The organism is Polynucleobacter sp. MWH-UH23A (assembly GCF_040409805.1).
In the GTDB taxonomy this organism is placed as follows: Bacteria; Pseudomonadota; Gammaproteobacteria; order Burkholderiales; family Burkholderiaceae; genus Polynucleobacter.
This window is the reverse complement of the sequence record NZ_CP099572.1, coordinates 1404673-1420656: the sequence shown is the minus strand read 5'-3', so window position 1 is coordinate 1420656 and position 15984 is coordinate 1404673. Positions and strand designations below refer to the sequence as shown.

Sequence of the window (15984 nt, the reverse complement as noted above, 5' to 3'; positions counted from 1 at the left end):
TATTAGCCCATTGCCCCCGCTTTGCCAAAGAGCCCTTGTGGTCGAATTAATAAAACCACTGCCATCAGTACAAAAATGGAAAGCTCTGCAAGGTCGGGAAAAAATAGAGAAGTCATGCTGTACACAACGCCGACCAATAAACCAGCAACAACTGCACCTACTGGAGAGCCCATGCCTCCAACAACAGTTACCACAAAAGATTCAGCCAGAATAGGAACGCCCATTTCTGGATTGACTGAACGAGTGGGGGATGCCAGGATTCCGGAAAGTCCCGCAATCGCGCAGCCTAAACCAAAGACTAATAGCCAAACTTTGGCAATATCGACTCCTAGAACCTTGACGATCTCTTGATCGGCAGCGCCAGCTTTGATAATCAGGCCGTAACGGGTTTTTTGAATAAGAAACCATATACCCAAAATAATGAGTGCAGTTGCGCCAATTAAGAAGAGTCTATATTTTGGAAAGTATCCAATACCTACGTTGATTGATCCACCTAGTCCATCTGGCGTGATTGAAGGCAAGCCTTCAATACCAAATGTGATCCGCATCACTTCAATCAATACATATGAAAGACCGAAGGTGAGCAGTAATGGGTAGTCTAAGCCTCGACCGTAAAGAGGTCTTACCAAGAAGCGTTCAGTCAGCAGACCAAGACAACCAGTAAGAATTGGCGTTAGCAGAAGACTAAACCAAAAGTTTCCTGTTACGCCAAGGAAGTAAACGCCTAAAAATGCGCCCACCATAAAAAATGCGCCGTGAGCGAAGTTGACTACATTGAGCATGCCAAAAATGAGGCACAAACCCAATGCTAGAAGAGCATAAATGCTACCCAAGGCGACGCCCGTAAGCAGCTGCATACAGAAAAGTTCAAATGTCAGACCAGTCATAAATGTACTCAAAATTCTCCCCAATCTAAATTAAAGAGAGGGGGGCAGAGAAGGTCGCGTGACCTTCTCTGATTTAGGTATTAGGCTTTGTGGCCTAACTCTGCGCAGGTGCGCATGTTTTTCTCGGTGGTAGGTTCAATCGTCAAGATATTGAAGACATCGTATTTATCTTTCATATTTTTCGATTTAGATTCCACGATGATGACAGTTTGAACGGCTTGATGGTCACATTTGCGATAGTACTCAGGACCTTTATACCAGTCATACTTCAGATTTTCCATGGCCGAGATAACTTTCATAGTCTCGGTCGACTTCGCAATCTTGATTGAAGCGAGCACGCTCTTAATACCAGCATATCCCAATGCACCGTAGTCTGATGGAACTGAGCCGTTATACATTTTGCGGAAAGCGTCATTAAATGCTTTGGCTGTAGGAATGCGATCCTCTAAGCCCCAGTAGTAGCCAGTTCCCCCAAGAATGCCTTCAAACGCTTCTGGACCGCCTGCAAGACGAGCGGTGTAAAGCAATACTGGCGTCACAATCTTCATGCTGGACTTCAGGCCAAAGTCAGTACATTGTTTTGCGGCATTCACTAAATCGCGACCAAAATTACAGAGCACCAAGATATCTGGATTTAGTGCTTTGATGCGTGGCAAGAATGCTGAATAGTCTGAAGCGCCTAATGGATGGCGGATATCAGCAAGGGTGGTTGCACCTAATTCTTTGCCTGCACGTTCAAATGCGCGAACCATTTCATGGCCATAAGCATAGTCAGCAGTTAAGAAAACAATCTTCTTGCCATAGCGTGGAATGGAGTAACGCGCCACAGCGCCAGCTGTCATCGTTGGGTTTAAAGATTCGTGGAATGTATAGATACTCCAATCTTTCGCTTCATTAATCGCATCGGATTGGCTAATAGAATTAAAAAGTACTTTACGTTCTTTGCATACTGCATTGATAGATAGTTGAGTCGCTGCAGAGAGTGAGCCCACTACATAATTCACTTTATCTTTTTCGATGAGTTCAAGCGTGCGAGTTGCCGCTTCGCCTGGATTAAGTTTGTCATCACGAACTAAAAGTTCCGCTTTACGACCATTGAAACCGCCGGCATCATTAAATTCTTTAATAGCCAACTCAGCTGCCTTAACCTGGTCTTGCGCTTCCGCCGAGAATGGACCAGTTAAAGGTGTTGGAAAGCCAATCTTGATAGTATCGGCTTGGGCATTAGCTACGTTGAGCCAAAGTGGTGTGCTTGCAGCTGCTGCACCGCCGATTAACATCTTTCTTCTAGTTTGATTCGTTACTTTTTGTTTCATGCTTGTCTCCTCCAAAAACTGGTTTGAATGAACTTCTTTTGGTTTTCTAAATCTTAACTGAATGCGCTCTTGTTAGTGGGCGGACTCAGGTACTGCCTTTCCTTGTGCTAATAAATCACTAATATCGATAGCGGTTTCCGCCATTACGGTACTGGCATTGCGCTTTAGGTTATCGGTATCCCTTGTGCCTTTGCTGCCTTGGGCTTGCATGTAGCGTCCCAGGTACTGCGCTCTAGCAACGACTTGCTGTCCTAATTTGAGGCGTTCATCACTGTAGGCTTGCAATGCTTGTGGGGTGGCGCCTAATTGCGCAATGTATTTTGCAATCACCATGGCCTCATCACCCGCCTTAGTAACGCCCATACCAACATGTGGTCTACCAACAAATGCGGCGTCACCCATCAAGGCAACTCTATCAAATACGATTTGCTCAGAGCGAACATCGTAGATGGCTTGTAAAAAAGGCGCAGCTGTTTTCTCAAGGATCTCGGCGTATTGAGGGGCTAATATTTCGTGAGCCACTTGACGCATATGTGCAATATGCTTCCATGACACCTTTAGAGGCGGAATGCCTGTGGGGTAATAGCGCCCATCGTCATCAGTGAGCAAGCTAATAAGCTCTTTGTCTTGAGAGGCGGGTCGATACCATACAAAGTTGTAACGACGTTTGCCTGGTCGGGTGTCGTTGCCAGAGCCCGCAACTGGGTAGCCCAACATTTGCTCACCATCTGGAAGACAAAAGCCAAAATGATTAAATAAGGTGTCTAGAGTGTGTTGTGATAGGCATGCCTCATCACATACGCCACGCCATGCGATATATCCTGCATATTCAGGTTGGACCTCTGGCGCAACTTGTGCCCGGACTCCTGAGCGAATCCCATCGGAAGCAATTAAGAGTTCCGCTTCATATTGGCTGCCATCCTCACATTGAACTCGTACAGAATTTGCATTTTGGGTTAGAGACTTAACTGCTTTGCCTTGAAGATAGCGTTCAGCAGGAAAGCTCTCTTTAAGCATGTGATATAGCCTGCTCCAAGATGTCAGTACTTGGGGCAACTCCATTTCACCCAAATTATTGCCATCTCTGCCAAGTGTCACTCTTTGTGAAACGAGTACACCAAGCGTATGGTCTACGGTTACACCAGCAGCCTTGAGAGCTTGCGCCAAGGCATCGTGAGTAACAATTCCTGCGCCTCGGCCATCTAAGGAGCCGGTTGCCTTCTCAAGCAGGGTGATGTCGTGACCCTGTCTGAGCAAAATATTTGCCACAAACAATCCACCCAAGGAGCCACCGACGACGAGTATTTTTGCCATGAGTCTCTTAGGCAGTCTTCGCGTCTAGGGCGGCTTTTTCAGCTGCAGGGTAATTAAGCTCAATGACAACCCCATTAGGGTCATCTAAAAAGATTTGGTGAAGTTTTAAAACTGGGACAGTGCGCTCGCGATAAGGAATATTGAGCGACTTGAGTAGCGTAATTTTTTCTTCTAAGCCTTTTGCAAAAAATGCAATGTGATCTACGGCACCAGAACCATGAAGAGAGCTAGGGTCACGATCACCAAGATATTTCTTTAAGCCATCAGGATCATTTTTATCAATTGCAATTAAATGCAAAACTGCATTTGCCCAATCGCTTTCATCGCCGTTGTATAGCCAAACACCAGGAAATGGAAACTCAGGTCTTGGCCCTACGGTTAAGCCCAATACTTTGCTGAAGAATTCAGATGTTTTCTCAATTTCAAGGCTACGAATGGAGAAGTGATTTAGGCTTAAATTGGACATGATTTCCTTATTGGTTAAGCAAAAATTGTTTTGGCTGACTGCAGATACGATTGAACGCGATCACGAATAATTTCCTCTTGGGTATCTGGGATGTCTGCTGCATAAATGGCTTGGCCATAGATCCAGCGACGCATGCCAATGTAGAAGATGCCACCGTGTAAGCCCATCAAAAACTCTAATTCACGTTCACTTGGTTTTGAAGTTAAAGGACGCTTGCAGAATTTACGAGTTTCACGAATGAGTCTTGGTAAAAGCCGTAAACGAATTAACTCAAAGAAGCGATCGCTAATCGAGTGATCACTTAAACCCGAGAAAATCAGAATTCTCACAAAGTTATAGGTTAGAACGGTGTTTGAGTAGTCGATGTAAAAATTAATAAATTTCTCTTCGGGCGTCAGATTCTCATCATCAAGTAGTTGCTCCCACTCAGGCTTCCAACGTGATTCGAAAACCTCCTTGTACACCTCTTGAATGAGTGCGTCCTTGGTTGGGAAATAGTGGTAAAGGAGGGTATGGGTGACGCCCAATTCTTTTGTCAGGTTTCGGAGTTGACCATCAATTCCATAGCGCGCAAAGAACTGGATGGCGCGATCCAAAATCTGGCGCTTGCGATCGGCTGTATTCATCCTTCGACGAGCTGGGGCTGTCGATCCGGTAGAAATTTCCTCTGGATTTGAGCTAGAAACGCGATCTTCTGTAAAACGCATGGGGTCTCAGGGTTTATCCGAATTAAGACTTATTGACCAAAAGTTAAATAATGGTACATTGTTGAACAATTGGTAGATAAGACTCTATCCGTACAAACCCGAAGGAAATTCAATGGAACTTAATGGCGAGCAACTCATATCAGCTTCAATCCCTGATGTTTGGCGGGGTTTGAATGATATTGACGTTCTAGCCAAGTCCATTCCTGGTTGCGAAGAGATAAGCCGTGTATCGCCAGAAGAAGTGCATGCGAAGGTGATGTTCAAGATTGGGCCTGTCAGAGCGAGATTCTCAGGAAAGCTTCTTTTGAGCGACATCGTGCCAGATCAGTCATGTTCAATGGCATTTGAGGGTTCAGGTGGAGCGGCTGGTTTTGCAAAAGGGAAATCGCGTGTTGAGCTCAAAGCAGCTGATGGAGGAACTTTAGTGTCTTACACAACCGAAGCTTCCATTGGTGGAAAGTTGGGGCAGATTGGCGGACGCTTAATTAGCGCGTCCGCAAAAAAGATCGCAGATGATTTTTTTCAAAGGTTCGCGAAAGAATTAGGCGGGGAGACAGTAGCGTTGGAGTCTGACGCTAGTAGTGAGTAGTAAAAAAATAAAAATAGCAATGAAGTAGTCGATATTAGAAAAAGCCGAAAAGGCTTGCATTATTTGGTGGTGGAGGAGACAAAATGAAAGCAGCTGCGTTCGATTATGTAAAGCCCAAAGCTTTAAGCGATGCCTTGTCTTTGCTAAAGCAGGGTGGCGATGACGCTAGGTTGATTGCTGGTGGTCAAACGCTTTTGGCGACATTAAATATGCGCTTATCTGAGCCTAGTGTTTTGATTGACATTACTGATGTTGAAGAGCTTAAAGGCATCTCCGTAATAGGTGATCAACTACGAATTGGCGCGTTAGTTACCCATACGGAAATTGAAGATTCAGATTTAGTTGCAAAGCACGCACCGCTTTTAAAAGCGGCCGCGCCTCACATCGCACATCGTGCCATCCGTAACTTAGGCACCTGGGGCGGCTCTCTCGCTTATGGTGATCCCGCTGCAGAGTGGCCAGCCTGTAGTCTTGCCTTGCAAGCCACTATGGTCATTCATGGTCCGGCAGGAGAGCGAAAAGTTTCTGCGAAAGATTTTTTTATTGATCTTTATACAACTGCCTTAGAGTCCGACGAGATTTTGGTGGCGACGGAAATCCCTTTGGCACCAAGCAACCAAGTTTTTTATTTTCATGAGCTTGCAAGACGGCATGGTGACTATGCAGTTGCTGGTTTAGCAGCAGTAGCTCAAAAAGACGGAAATATCTTGAACAATTGTGCATTTACCTTTTTCTCGGTCAGTTCTACGCCAGTGATGGCAATAGCTGCACAAGATTTAATAAATGGCAAAACATTAAATTCCGAGCTGATTGCAAAAGCTGTTAATGCGGTTCGAGATGAAATCGATGCGATTGCTGACATTACTAATAGCGCTGAAGCCAAGAAGCATTTAATTGGCGTTTTGCTTGAACGTGGACTGCGGCATTTAGTCGCATAGTTATCCAAATTAGTTGGAGAGTAGAGATGAGTTTGAAGAAAAAAATATCTATGACTGTCAATGGTAATCTTGTAAATGCAGAGGTTGAACCACGACGTCACCTAGTGGATTTCTTGCGTGAAGATTTGCATTTGAAGGGCCCACATTTAGGATGCGAACAAGGCGCCTGCGGCGCTTGCACAGTAAAGGTTGATGGTCAAATTATTCGTGGTTGTCTATATCTTGCGGTTCAAGCCGATGGTTGCGTAGTAGAAACCGTAGAAGGACTTACCAAGAGCGGTGTATTGGCTGATCTACAAGAATCATTTATGCGTCATAACGCAATGCAATGCGGATTCTGTTCATCTGGCATGTTGCTTGCCGCAGCAGAGCTAATTGAAAAGCAGCCAAAAGCTAATCGCGAAGAGGTGCGCGAATGGATTTCTGGAAATTATTGCCGTTGTACTGGTTATCACTCTATTGTCGATGCCATCGTTGATGTATTAGATGCGCGCGCTAAGGGTCAAAAAATTAAACCAGTTTCAGCTCACGCATAAGCAATTTAGGAAACGCATTATGAATAAGCCTACAGATTTAAAAGGACTCGTTCTCGATCCTGTTACCAATGATCAACGCTATATCGGTAATAGCGAGCCAAGGCATGGTGCTCGCCGTTTGCTAGAGGGCCAAGGAACATATATTGATGACATTCAATTGCCGCGTATGGGCCATGTGGTTTTCTGGCGCTCGCCTGTAGCGCATATGAAGATTAATAAAATTCATACCGAACAAGCAAGCAAGATGCCGGGAGTTTTGGCAGTTGTGGATGGAGTGCAGATGGCAAAAGTCTGTAAACCATGGGTGGCTACTTTAGGGCATTTGGCTGGCATGAAGTCAGCTCCTCAACATGCATTAGCAGTCGATCGTGCATGTTGGCAAGGTGAGCCAGTAGTGGCAGTGGTTGCAGAAACAAGGGCGCAAGCTGAAGACGCTTTACAGTTGGTTGATGTTGAGTGGGAAGAGTTGCCTGCTGTCATTTCCATGGAATCTGCACTGGACCCGAAGACGCCACTGATTCATCCGGAGTTAGGTGACAACCTCTGCTTTACTCGTAGCTTAGATGTCGGTAATGTAGATGAGGCATTTGCTTCAGCCGATGTTGTAGCGGAAGCAACATTTGGATTCGGTCGCCATACCGGGGTAACTTTAGAGCCTCGTTGCCAGATCGCTGATTACAACCCTGGTGAACGCCGCTTAACGGTTTATCACTCCCAGCAGGCGCCACACATGATGCAGGATCTGTATTGCCGTCAGTTTGGTCTTTCTGAATCCGATGTTCATGTGATTTGTAAAGATGTTGGTGGATCATTTGGTATCAAGGTGCATGCTTATCCTGATGACTTCGCAACAGTGGGCTTGGCAATGATGTTGGAGCGCCCTGTGAAATTTGTGGCGGATCGACTTGAGTCTTTTACCAGTGATATTCATGCTCGTGAGCACCGTATTAAAGGGCGCATTGCAGCAAATAAAGCTGGCGATATTCTTGCCTTTGAAATCGATGATCTAACTGGTATTGGCCCTTACTCTATGTTCCCAAGAACGAGTGCGATTGAGGGTAATCAGGTAGTGAATCTGGTCGGCGGCCCTTATAAACACCAAAACTATCGTGCGCATTTGAATGTAGTGTTTCAAAACAAAACCCCAACTTGCCAGTATCGTGGCGTGGGTCATCCAATTGCTTGCGCGGTTACAGAAGGATTGGTAGATTTGGCTGCACAAAAACTGCAAATGGATCCACTAGAGTTCCGTAAACGTAATGTCATTCCAGATGACGCATACCCATGTTCTGGAATCTCCGGAATTAAATTAGAAGTACTTTCGCATGAGCAGTGCTTACGCACTATTGAAAAAATGATGGACTATCCAGCCTTACGTAAAGAGCAGGCTGAGTTGCGTAAGAAGGGCATATACCGAGGTATTGGATTTGCTACCTTGATTGAATTAACTAACCCAAGTCCAGCATTCTATGGGGTTGGTGGGGCGCGCATTGCTTCTCAAGATGGCGCTTCAGTTCGTTTGGATCCGTCGGGCGTTGTTTCTGTATTGGTGGGTGTTGGTGAGCAGGGACAAGGTACCGAGGGCATCTACGCGCAAATTGCGGCAGATGCCGTTGGCGTGTCTATCAATCAAGTGCGTATCGTGACGGGTGATACCGATGTGACGCCTTATGGTGGCGGCACATGGGCCTCACGTGGCGCTGGCGTTGGCGGTGAAGCGGTATTACTTGCTTGCCAAGCGCTGCAAGAAAATATTCTGAAGCTGGCTGGTGCGATTCTGAATCGTCCAGTATCCGAACTGCGTGTGTATTGCAGTTATGTATTGGATAAAGCTACTGGTGAGCAATTATTACCCTTCAGTGAAATTGGACGCATAGGTTATTTCCGAACAGATACTTTGCCCGCTGGCTTTTCAGCAGACTTGATGGTGACGCGCCACTATACACAAAAAGACTATCCATTTATCTTTACAAATGGAGTGCAAGCCTCCTATGTTGAAGTTGATCCTGATACTGGTTTTGTAAAACTCTTAAAGCATTGGGCCGTAGAGGATTGTGGTCGCGTAATTAATCCTATGTTAGTAAATGAACAAGTGCGAGGCGCAATCGTTCAGGGTATCGGCGGAGCCCTCTTTGAAGAGTGCTTGTACGATGACAGCGGTTTACTGCGCAATGGCAGCATGGCAGATTATTTGGTGCCTATGGCATATGAGATGCCCGACATTGAGGTAGCTCACGTTGAAACGCCAACGCAGTCCTCCAAATTGGGCGCGAAGGGTGCGGGAGAGGCTGGAACTGCAGGAGCCCCTGGCGCGGTACAAAATGCGATTAATGACGCCTTGGCGCCATTCAATGCAGCTGTATTTGAGCAGCCAATCACTTCTGAGAAGATCCTAAGGGCTATTAAAAAGATCTAATTCCTTAGTTTCTTTTGATTGCATGGTGCAAACCCCTCTAGCGGGGGTTTGCAGTTCCTGTAACATCCAATTTTGTCCCTCCTTCATCTATGGCTGGGTCTATTTTTAACTCGATACGGTAATGAATATGTCTTCTTTAAAAGGTAAAACAGCGCTAGTTACAGGCTCAACTAGTGGCATCGGTCTTGGAATGGCGATTGCGTTAGCAAAGCAGGGCGCCAATATTATGGTGAATGGCTTTGGTGAAAAAGACGAGGCAATTGCCAAGATCAAAGCGTGCGGAGTAGAAGTTGATTACCACGGTGCTGATATGAGCAAGCCAGCAGAAATTGAAGATCTTATTAAGCAAACAGAAAAACGTTTCGGCTCTTTGGATATCTTGGTGAATAACGCCGGTATTCAACACACAGCCAGTATTGAAGAATTTCCAACCGATAAATGGGACGCGATTATCGCTATCAACCTAAGCTCAGCGTTTCACACAACACATCATGCGTTACCTGGTATGAAAAAGCGCAACTGGGGTCGCATTATTAATATTGCATCCGTGCATGGTCTAGTTGCATCAACTCAAAAAGCTGCTTATGTTGCAGCCAAGCACGGCATTGTCGGCTTAACCAAAGTAACTGCTCTTGAAAATGCACGTACTGGTATTACCTGTAATGCGATTTGTCCTGGTTGGGTATTGACACCCCTAGTGCAAAAGCAGGTGGATGCTCGCGCAGAACGTGAGGGCATTTCAAATGAGGCTGCAAAGATTGCGCTAGTGTCTGAGAAGCAGCCGTCTGGCCAGTTCGTTACCCCAGAGCAGTTAGCTGCCTTAGCCGTATTCCTATGTGGACCTGAGGCATCAGAGGTTCGAGGAGTGGCCTGGAATATGGATGGTGGCTGGACAGCTCAATAAAGGGCAAAGCATTTAGCTCTATCACCGCTGTGAGTTTACTCAGCGGTGATTTTTCTATCGGCAATAATTTTTCCCCACATCGCAGATTGACTGGCGATATATTTTTGTAAATCTTCACGACTACCTGGATTGGGTGTTAGGCCATGCTCAGCTAGTTGCGCATTCGTTGTTTTGTCTTTGAGTGCGGCAACTAAAGCCTTGTTCCATTTTTCTAAAATAACATCAGGTGTCTTTCCAGGTGCAACAAATGCATACCAGTTACTTGCATCAAAGCCAGGGTAGCCTGATTCTGCAATCGTGGGTACATTTGGAAGGGTAGGCGCGCGTTTTAATCCCGTTGTCGCAATTGGAATAAGTTTGCCATTTTTAATATAGGGATCAGCTGTTGCAAGCGCCGAGTAGTAAGAAGAAACTCGACCACCCAAAAGATCGACCATAGCTGGACTGCCACCTTTATAAGGCACGTGGACAGTATCAATGTCGGCGCGTACATTCAAAAGTTCTCCCTGTAGGTGAGAGGCTGACCCGCTTCCTGTTGAGGCGAAGGTAATTTTGCCGGGATTCTTTTTCGCTAGTGCAATATATTCTTTGAAATTCTTAACGCCAAGTTCTGGAATAACAACTAAGACATTCGGAAAGGTAACGCCCATGGTGAGTGGCGCTAGATCTTTTTGAGGGTCATATGGCAACTTCATCAGATGAGGTGCAATAGACAAAGGACCAATCGAGCCAAATAAAATTACTGAGCCATCGGCAGGAGCAGTCGCTGTATAGGCGTGTGCGATATTGCCACCAGCACCAGATTTGTTATCAACAATGACATTTTGACCTAGATCTTCACTTAGCTTTTTGGCGATCACACGTGCAGCGCTGTCAGCCGAACCTCCGGCAGCAAAGCCAACCACAATTGTGATGGTTTTCTTTGGAGGAAATTCTTGAGCGTAGGCAATGTGTGAAAGAGAGGTAAGTCCAAGCAAGCTTAGGCTACTCAGTAAGCGCAAGAATCTAGATCGGGTCATAAGTCGTGTCTCATTGTTTTAATTAGCCAATTTTTAGAGATTTTGCCCTTGAATAAGCACTAAGTCACTATCTGGCTTGCTATTTTGGGCTGGATTTTCAAAAATTTGCTCTGTCGAACAAAAACAGCAGAATCGTTTATAGTTAGAACGCATTTTTATATATAGGAGATCCATTCATGGCTTCAATTTTGTCTTCATTGGGACGCACCGTATTTGCTGGTTTTGTGCTTCTCGTTTTGATTATTCTCGCTCTAGGTGGTAATTTTAGTTCCGCTGAATTGCCATTCGTATTCCGTTGGTTGCATGTGATGTTTGGTGTAATGTGGATTGGTTTGCTCTGGTACTTCAACTTTGTGCAAATTCCTTCTATGCCAAAGATTCCTGATGAGCAGAAACCAGCAATTGGCAAAGTGATTGCACCAACAGCATTGTTCTGGTTCCGTTACGCAGCCTTGTTTACAGTATTGACAGGCTTGATCGTGGCTACATTAAGTGGCTATGCTCACCAAGCATTCACATTGCAAGCTCCATTCCGCGCAATTGGTTTGGGCATGTGGATTGCATTAGTGATGGCATTTAATGTTTGGTTCATCATTTGGCCAAACCAAAAACGTGCTCTTGGTATCGTTACTGTAGATGCTGATACAAAGGCAAAATCTGCTCGTGTTGCGATGTTGACTTCACGTTTGAACACATTGCTCTCAGTACCAATGTTGTTCTTGATGGTTGCTCAATCTCACAACACTACCTGGTTTGTGATTGTTTCTTAATCGAGCAAGTAAATATTAGAAAGGCCCGCATCGCGGGCCTTTTTATTTTCTGAATCCTTTATTAGTGAGGGCTAGAGGCCTCAAGCAAGAATAGGGGGTAGTTCTTTAGTCAAAGCGGCTCTCTGCGTAGTTGCCGCCCCCATCAATACAAACCCCAATAATTTTCCGTCATTGGATTCAAAGCGTGCTTCAAGGCCGCCCTCAATGTTCTGGATATTCCATTGCCCGCTTGCGCCTTTAGCTGGGGGAGAAACAACCGTAGGTAGTGCAGGCGTTTTTACCATGACAGGCATGGCTGGATAGCTTAATGCAGTCCGTGGACCAGTAAGTGTTTGGGCTAGTGCTCTAGCAGCTTGCATGATAGGCATCACATAAGGAAGAACTAGGCCCTCCACTTCTGCGCAATCTCCTAATGCATAAATGTCTGGAAGGTTAGTTTGCAACTCTCGATTCACTTGAATACCAGCACCAGTAGAAATGCCGCTATCCTTGGCTAAATCTACTCTCGGCTTTAATCCCACTGCAGAAAGTACAAAATCACAAGTAATGCTGGATCCATTGGCTAAGGTTGCGATCAATTGATTGCCATGGCGATCTACGGATTGCACCGTGGTATTGAAATGCCACCGAACTCCTGCTTCACTAAGTTTGGTTTGTAGCGCAGCTGCAGCTGGTTCTGGAATTAAGCGACCTAGAGCCTGTGGGGCAAGATCAATTACATCAACCTCATAGCCACCTAGTGTTAAATCATTTGCAAACTCGCATCCAATCAAGCCTGCGCCAAGAATCGCAACTCTCTTTTTATTGCTTATAGCTTCGCGAAATTGACCATACTCCTCTAGGTCATTCACAGTCATCACTTCATTTGCAGCGTTTCCTTGTAGTGGAATACGAATCTGATCCGCACCTAGAGCTAATACAAGCTTGCCAAAAGGAACTTCTCCTTTGTTGGTAGAGATCACTTTCTTGCTAGCATCAATTACATTCACATTTGTTTGAGACAGGATGGTGATATCAAGTTGAGTAGCCATTCCATCTGCGGGCGTTGATATTAGTTGCGCAGCTTCTTTCTTGCTAGCAAATGCTGTTGAGAGCATTGGCTTTGAATAAAAATATCCAGGCTCACGTGTGATGAGTGTGACAGGAGTTGTTTTATCTAGCTTCCGAATTTCGCGGACTAAGGTGTACCCAGCCAAGCCACTACCAATAATGACGATAGTGGATGAGGATTGTGACGCGTTTTGGTTCAAGGCTGAACTCCTTATTAATGCATTGAGAATGTGGTGTTTTTGAAAGTCGAAATGGGAATTTAGCTAATCTGAACCATTTCAAAGTCGGATTTGGCTACGCCACAATCAGGGCACTCCCAATCTGCTGGGATATCAGCCCAAGCTGTGCCGGGTGCAATTCCATCCTCAGGCAAGCCCTTTGCTTCATCATAAATAAAGCCGCATACGATACATTGCCAAGATTTCATATTCATTCCTTCGTTATTTCCATCAATTTTAAGTGGAGATGGCTTTTTTCGTTCGACTGTATTAATCACCTTGGTAAATGAAGATGCTAATATTTATCAAAATATCCGATAAAAGGGCGGTATGGCTTATTTACCATCATTGAAGCAGTTAACCTACCTCGTTGCTTTGGCGCAAGAGCTTAATTTCACTCGAGCAGCCCAAGTCTGTTTTGTTGGCCAATCCACTCTTAGTGCTGGCTTAAAAGAATTGGAGGATGGGCTTGGGATTCAGTTGGTAGAACGTGATCGACAAAATGTTTCCATTACTCCAGCAGGTATGGAGGTCTTGGAGCGAGCGAAAACAATCCTGACTGCCTCTGAGGATTTGGTTGAATATGCGATCGCTTCTAGTAAGCCAATGACGGCAACCATTCGACTAGGGGTTATTCCAACAATCGCTCCATTTCTGTTGCCAACCGTATTGCCAGAAGTTCGTAAGCGCTTTCCAGATCTGAAAATAACTTTGCGTGAGGATTTGACTGCTAACTTACTTGCTAGGATTGCTGATCATAGATTGGACTTTGCATTAATTGCTTTGCCTTATGACGTCAATGGCCTGTTGGTTGAAGAATTATTTGATGATGGGTTTTGGTTGGTGGCAAAAGAAGGTGACCCCGCTCTTAAAGGAAAGGAAGTTACGCTTCCAGCCAAAATGGCAGAGCGGCTTTTGCTTTTGGAAGAAGGGCATTGCTTGCGTGAACACAGTTTGCAAGCATGTAGGAAGGTTGACATTCGTAAAGACGAGAGCATGGAAGCTACTAGCCTCCTAACACTATTGCAAATGGTTGAGTCCGGATTAGGTATTGCTTTGTTGCCAGAGATGGCCGTAAAGAGTAGTCTGCTTAAAAATACAGATTTACTTGCTAAAGAATTAAGTGCACCAGCACCCAAAAGAGTTATTGCTTTAGTGGCAAGATCTTCAACGGCTCATCTTGCGGAGTTCAGTGCTTTATCAAACTGTATTCGTGATCAATTTGGGGCGCATTTAAAAACACCAAAACAAAAGAAATAACACCTTCGCGTCTATGAAGGCTTGATTATTTTTTATCTTCGGGATCTTTTAGAAGGTCATAGTGATTGGCGACCAATAGCAAGGCGAGAGAGGCGCAACCTATCGCAAAGAATTGCCATTGATGCAGCATTGCCGTGCCCACTACAGTCATTAATACGGTCCAGCCGACAGCCATCTTGGCTTTTTTAGACAGTGGTTTCATTGCCTAATTTCCTATTGGGTTAATTACTGACACGTTTCATTTTAGGCAATATACGCGTGAGCACATCATCCTTCAAAAAGTAATGGTGCCATAGGGCAGCAAGCGCATGAATTCCGATGAGAAAGTACAAGCTGTTTCCCAAAAGCTCATGAATATTCTCGACTGATTTTTTCATTACAGGGTCTGGGGTAACTAACTGGGGCCATGTGAAGCCAAAGAAATAAATTTCCTTGCCGGCATATTGGAAATACAAAATGCCAAAGATCGGCGCTATTAAAAGGATTGCGTAGAAGAGCCAATGCATTGCTTTGGAAAGCGTTGCTAAAGCTTGGCTAGGGTTTTTGGGTTCTGGTACCCCGAATACAATTCGCGCAAACAAACGTAACGCCATGATGATGAAGATGATTTGCCCAATGAAGCCATGAATTGTTTTAGTGAGATCTCGTGCTTCACTTCCCTTGGGAAATTGCCCCTTAAGTTCAATAACTACAAATGCAGCAATGAGCAGAACTACGATAAGCCAATGGAATAGGATCGAAATTGGGTGGTACTGGTTCTTCGTCATATGTCTTGGTAGGAATTGAGTATTTTAATTATCATAAATGATAATCAATCTCATTAACACTATCAACATTAGGGGAAAATCCCTGATATGAGGCTCTTAGCCCCGTTAAACGTTACTTAATAAGAGGGGCGCCCTTAGATTTCAGGCTATTTTGGAGGGTGATGAGGTTGCGAGGCTCAATTCGGATAACTCCACCCCTAGGGCTATCGATGTCGGCAATTAAGAAGAAAGAAACCGAGGTAACGAATGGGAAAATCATAAATAGACCCACATTCTTTTTGAAATTGCGAGCTCCAAACCCAACCAGTAAGTTTGCACAAATGGCAATCGCAGTCATTAAGGACCATGCGGCAAAGGGTATGCGATTCCACCAGGCTGCCTGGACGTAGCCTTGAGAATTCAATACGTCATTCATGCCAGAGATGGTTAATGCAATAGTCGGGCTTGGTTGCTTGTGTGCAATCGGTAAAACTTCTTTCCATAGCGCATCTTGGAGTTCATCCGTTTTTTGACGAATCGCCCGAATCTTTTCCTTATCCTGTTTTGAATAAAACAGGATGCGCTGTTCCAGGTATTGTTGAAGAAGATCTTTCGTTCTTGCGGATACTTCTGGTGGTAACAGATCGGCTCTAAGGTACTCAGTGCCAATGGCATTGGCTTCACTCTCTTCCAAGGTTTCGCGAATATCATGGCGGTCGATCGCCATAGAGAATGTGAAGCCGATGATGAGGGCTAATAATGTCAGTGTTGCTGTCTGAATCACTCCTAGATCTTGGGATGTTTCAGTATCCTTGCTCCTGTAACGGCTGAGCACTGCATTGCCAAAC

General features: G+C 45.1%; 18 protein-coding genes. 7 read left to right on the top strand and 11 right to left on the bottom strand.

Annotated features, from left to right (window positions below; translation table 11 throughout):
- Window positions 1–2: 2 nt before the first annotated feature.
- The 5 genes from NHB35_RS07430 to NHB35_RS07410 all read right to left on the bottom strand — a co-directional run bounded on the left by NHB35_RS07430 (window position 3) and on the right by NHB35_RS07410 (window position 4690).
- Window positions 3–899 carry a branched-chain amino acid ABC transporter permease gene (locus NHB35_RS07430; protein ID WP_353431746.1) on the bottom strand — a complete coding sequence of 299 codons (897 nt, stop codon included), beginning with the start codon at window positions 897–899 and terminating at the stop codon, window positions 3–5.
- Window positions 900–967: 68 nt separating this feature from the next.
- Window positions 968–2203 carry an ABC transporter substrate-binding protein gene (locus NHB35_RS07425; protein ID WP_353431744.1) on the bottom strand — a complete coding sequence of 412 codons (1236 nt, stop codon included), beginning with the start codon at window positions 2201–2203 and terminating at the stop codon, window positions 968–970.
- A gap of 72 nt (window positions 2204–2275) precedes the next feature.
- Window positions 2276–3517, bottom strand: a complete 1242-nt coding sequence (locus tag NHB35_RS07420) for an FAD binding domain-containing protein (RefSeq protein WP_353431743.1) — start codon at window positions 3515–3517, stop codon at window positions 2276–2278.
- Window positions 3518–3524: 7 nt separating this feature from the next.
- Window positions 3525–3983, bottom strand: a complete 459-nt coding sequence (locus NHB35_RS07415) for a glyoxalase (protein ID WP_353431742.1) — start codon at window positions 3981–3983, stop codon at window positions 3525–3527.
- 14 nt (window positions 3984–3997) lie between these two features.
- Entirely contained in the window at window positions 3998–4690 is a 693-nt protein-coding gene (locus NHB35_RS07410) for a TetR/AcrR family transcriptional regulator (protein WP_353431741.1), read from the bottom strand.
- Window positions 4691–4802: 112 nt separating this feature from the next.
- On the opposite strand from NHB35_RS07410, the gene NHB35_RS07405 reads away from it, so the two are divergent.
- The 5 genes from NHB35_RS07405 (at window position 4803) to NHB35_RS07385 (ending at window position 10073) form a co-directional block, all read left to right on the top strand.
- Window positions 4803–5279, top strand: a complete 477-nt coding sequence (locus tag NHB35_RS07405) for a carbon monoxide dehydrogenase subunit G (protein ID WP_353431740.1) — start codon at window positions 4803–4805, stop codon at window positions 5277–5279.
- Between the two features lie 83 nt (window positions 5280–5362).
- The gene (locus tag NHB35_RS07400) at window positions 5363–6217 is read left to right on the top strand and encodes a xanthine dehydrogenase family protein subunit M (protein ID WP_353431739.1); all 855 of its coding nucleotides are present in this window, start codon (window positions 5363–5365) and stop codon (window positions 6215–6217) included.
- Window positions 6218–6243: 26 nt separating this feature from the next.
- Window positions 6244–6753, top strand: coding sequence for a (2Fe-2S)-binding protein (locus NHB35_RS07395; RefSeq protein WP_353431738.1), 510 nt, complete (start codon window positions 6244–6246; stop codon window positions 6751–6753).
- A gap of 19 nt (window positions 6754–6772) precedes the next feature.
- Complete coding sequence (locus tag NHB35_RS07390) at window positions 6773–9169, top strand: xanthine dehydrogenase family protein molybdopterin-binding subunit (RefSeq protein WP_353431737.1); 2397 nt, start codon at window positions 6773–6775, stop codon at window positions 9167–9169.
- Window positions 9170–9296: 127 nt separating this feature from the next.
- Window positions 9297–10073 carry a 3-hydroxybutyrate dehydrogenase gene (locus NHB35_RS07385; RefSeq protein ID WP_353433422.1) on the top strand — a complete coding sequence of 259 codons (777 nt, stop codon included), beginning with the start codon at window positions 9297–9299 and terminating at the stop codon, window positions 10071–10073.
- 35 nt (window positions 10074–10108) lie between these two features.
- On the opposite strand, the gene NHB35_RS07380 is transcribed toward NHB35_RS07385, so the two are convergent.
- Window positions 10109–11092, bottom strand: coding sequence for a tripartite tricarboxylate transporter substrate binding protein (locus NHB35_RS07380; RefSeq protein WP_353431735.1), 984 nt, complete (start codon window positions 11090–11092; stop codon window positions 10109–10111).
- Window positions 11093–11268: 176 nt separating this feature from the next.
- Between NHB35_RS07380 and NHB35_RS07375 the strand changes: the two genes are divergently transcribed.
- Window positions 11269–11862 carry a urate hydroxylase PuuD gene (locus NHB35_RS07375; RefSeq protein ID WP_173956085.1) on the top strand — a complete coding sequence of 198 codons (594 nt, stop codon included), beginning with the start codon at window positions 11269–11271 and terminating at the stop codon, window positions 11860–11862.
- Window positions 11863–11942: 80 nt separating this feature from the next.
- Here NHB35_RS07375 and NHB35_RS07370 read toward each other — a convergent pair whose 3' ends face one another.
- Together NHB35_RS07370 and NHB35_RS07365 are read right to left on the bottom strand one after the other, a co-directional pair.
- On the bottom strand, window positions 11943–13112 hold the full coding sequence (locus NHB35_RS07370; protein WP_353431734.1) for an FAD-dependent oxidoreductase: 1170 nt from the start codon (window positions 13110–13112) through the stop codon (window positions 11943–11945).
- 59 nt (window positions 13113–13171) lie between these two features.
- Window positions 13172–13339 (bottom strand): rubredoxin, encoded by a 168-nt coding sequence (locus NHB35_RS07365; RefSeq protein WP_353431733.1) that lies wholly within the window; start codon window positions 13337–13339, stop codon window positions 13172–13174.
- Window positions 13340–13460: 121 nt separating this feature from the next.
- Between NHB35_RS07365 and NHB35_RS07360 the strand changes: the two genes are divergently transcribed.
- Window positions 13461–14390 (top strand): hydrogen peroxide-inducible genes activator, encoded by a 930-nt coding sequence (locus tag NHB35_RS07360; protein ID WP_353431732.1) that lies wholly within the window; start codon window positions 13461–13463, stop codon window positions 14388–14390.
- 25 nt (window positions 14391–14415) lie between these two features.
- On the opposite strand, the gene NHB35_RS07355 is transcribed toward NHB35_RS07360, so the two are convergent.
- From NHB35_RS07355 to NHB35_RS07345, 3 genes are all read right to left on the bottom strand, one after another.
- Complete coding sequence (locus NHB35_RS07355) at window positions 14416–14592, bottom strand: hypothetical protein (RefSeq protein WP_353431731.1); 177 nt, start codon at window positions 14590–14592, stop codon at window positions 14416–14418.
- A gap of 19 nt (window positions 14593–14611) precedes the next feature.
- Window positions 14612–15157, bottom strand: a complete 546-nt coding sequence (locus NHB35_RS07350; RefSeq protein WP_353431730.1) for a cytochrome b — start codon at window positions 15155–15157, stop codon at window positions 14612–14614.
- A gap of 112 nt (window positions 15158–15269) precedes the next feature.
- The gene (locus tag NHB35_RS07345) at window positions 15270–15971 is read right to left on the bottom strand and encodes a hypothetical protein (protein ID WP_353431729.1); all 702 of its coding nucleotides are present in this window, start codon (window positions 15969–15971) and stop codon (window positions 15270–15272) included.
- Window positions 15972–15984: the final 13 nt, after the last annotated feature.

Bases quoted from the DNA above. Each gene is read 5' to 3' on its own strand.
- NHB35_RS07410 (WP_353431741.1), bottom strand. From the start codon at position 4,690: ATGCGTTTTACAGAAGATCGCGTTTCTAGCTCAAATCCAGAGGAAATT.
- NHB35_RS07425 (WP_353431744.1), bottom strand. From the start codon at position 2,203: ATGAAACAAAAAGTAACGAATCAAACTAGAAGAAAGATGTTAATCGGC.
- NHB35_RS07350 (WP_353431730.1), bottom strand. From the start codon at position 15,157: ATGACGAAGAACCAGTACCACCCAATTTCGATCCTATTCCATTGGCTT.
- NHB35_RS07385 (WP_353433422.1), top strand. From the start codon at position 9,297: ATGTCTTCTTTAAAAGGTAAAACAGCGCTAGTTACAGGCTCAACTAGT.
- NHB35_RS07415 (WP_353431742.1), bottom strand. From the start codon at position 3,983: ATGTCCAATTTAAGCCTAAATCACTTCTCCATTCGTAGCCTTGAAATT.
- NHB35_RS07400 (WP_353431739.1), top strand. From the start codon at position 5,363: ATGAAAGCAGCTGCGTTCGATTATGTAAAGCCCAAAGCTTTAAGCGAT.
- NHB35_RS07380 (WP_353431735.1), bottom strand. From the start codon at position 11,092: ATGACCCGATCTAGATTCTTGCGCTTACTGAGTAGCCTAAGCTTGCTT.
- NHB35_RS07360 (WP_353431732.1), top strand. From the start codon at position 13,461: ATGGCTTATTTACCATCATTGAAGCAGTTAACCTACCTCGTTGCTTTG.
- NHB35_RS07420 (WP_353431743.1), bottom strand. From the start codon at position 3,517: ATGGCAAAAATACTCGTCGTCGGTGGCTCCTTGGGTGGATTGTTTGTG.
- NHB35_RS07365 (WP_353431733.1), bottom strand. From the start codon at position 13,339: ATGAAATCTTGGCAATGTATCGTATGCGGCTTTATTTATGATGAAGCA.
- NHB35_RS07375 (WP_173956085.1), top strand. From the start codon at position 11,269: ATGGCTTCAATTTTGTCTTCATTGGGACGCACCGTATTTGCTGGTTTT.
- NHB35_RS07355 (WP_353431731.1), bottom strand. From the start codon at position 14,592: ATGAAACCACTGTCTAAAAAAGCCAAGATGGCTGTCGGCTGGACCGTA.
- NHB35_RS07390 (WP_353431737.1), top strand. From the start codon at position 6,773: ATGAATAAGCCTACAGATTTAAAAGGACTCGTTCTCGATCCTGTTACC.
- NHB35_RS07405 (WP_353431740.1), top strand. From the start codon at position 4,803: ATGGAACTTAATGGCGAGCAACTCATATCAGCTTCAATCCCTGATGTT.
- NHB35_RS07395 (WP_353431738.1), top strand. From the start codon at position 6,244: ATGAGTTTGAAGAAAAAAATATCTATGACTGTCAATGGTAATCTTGTA.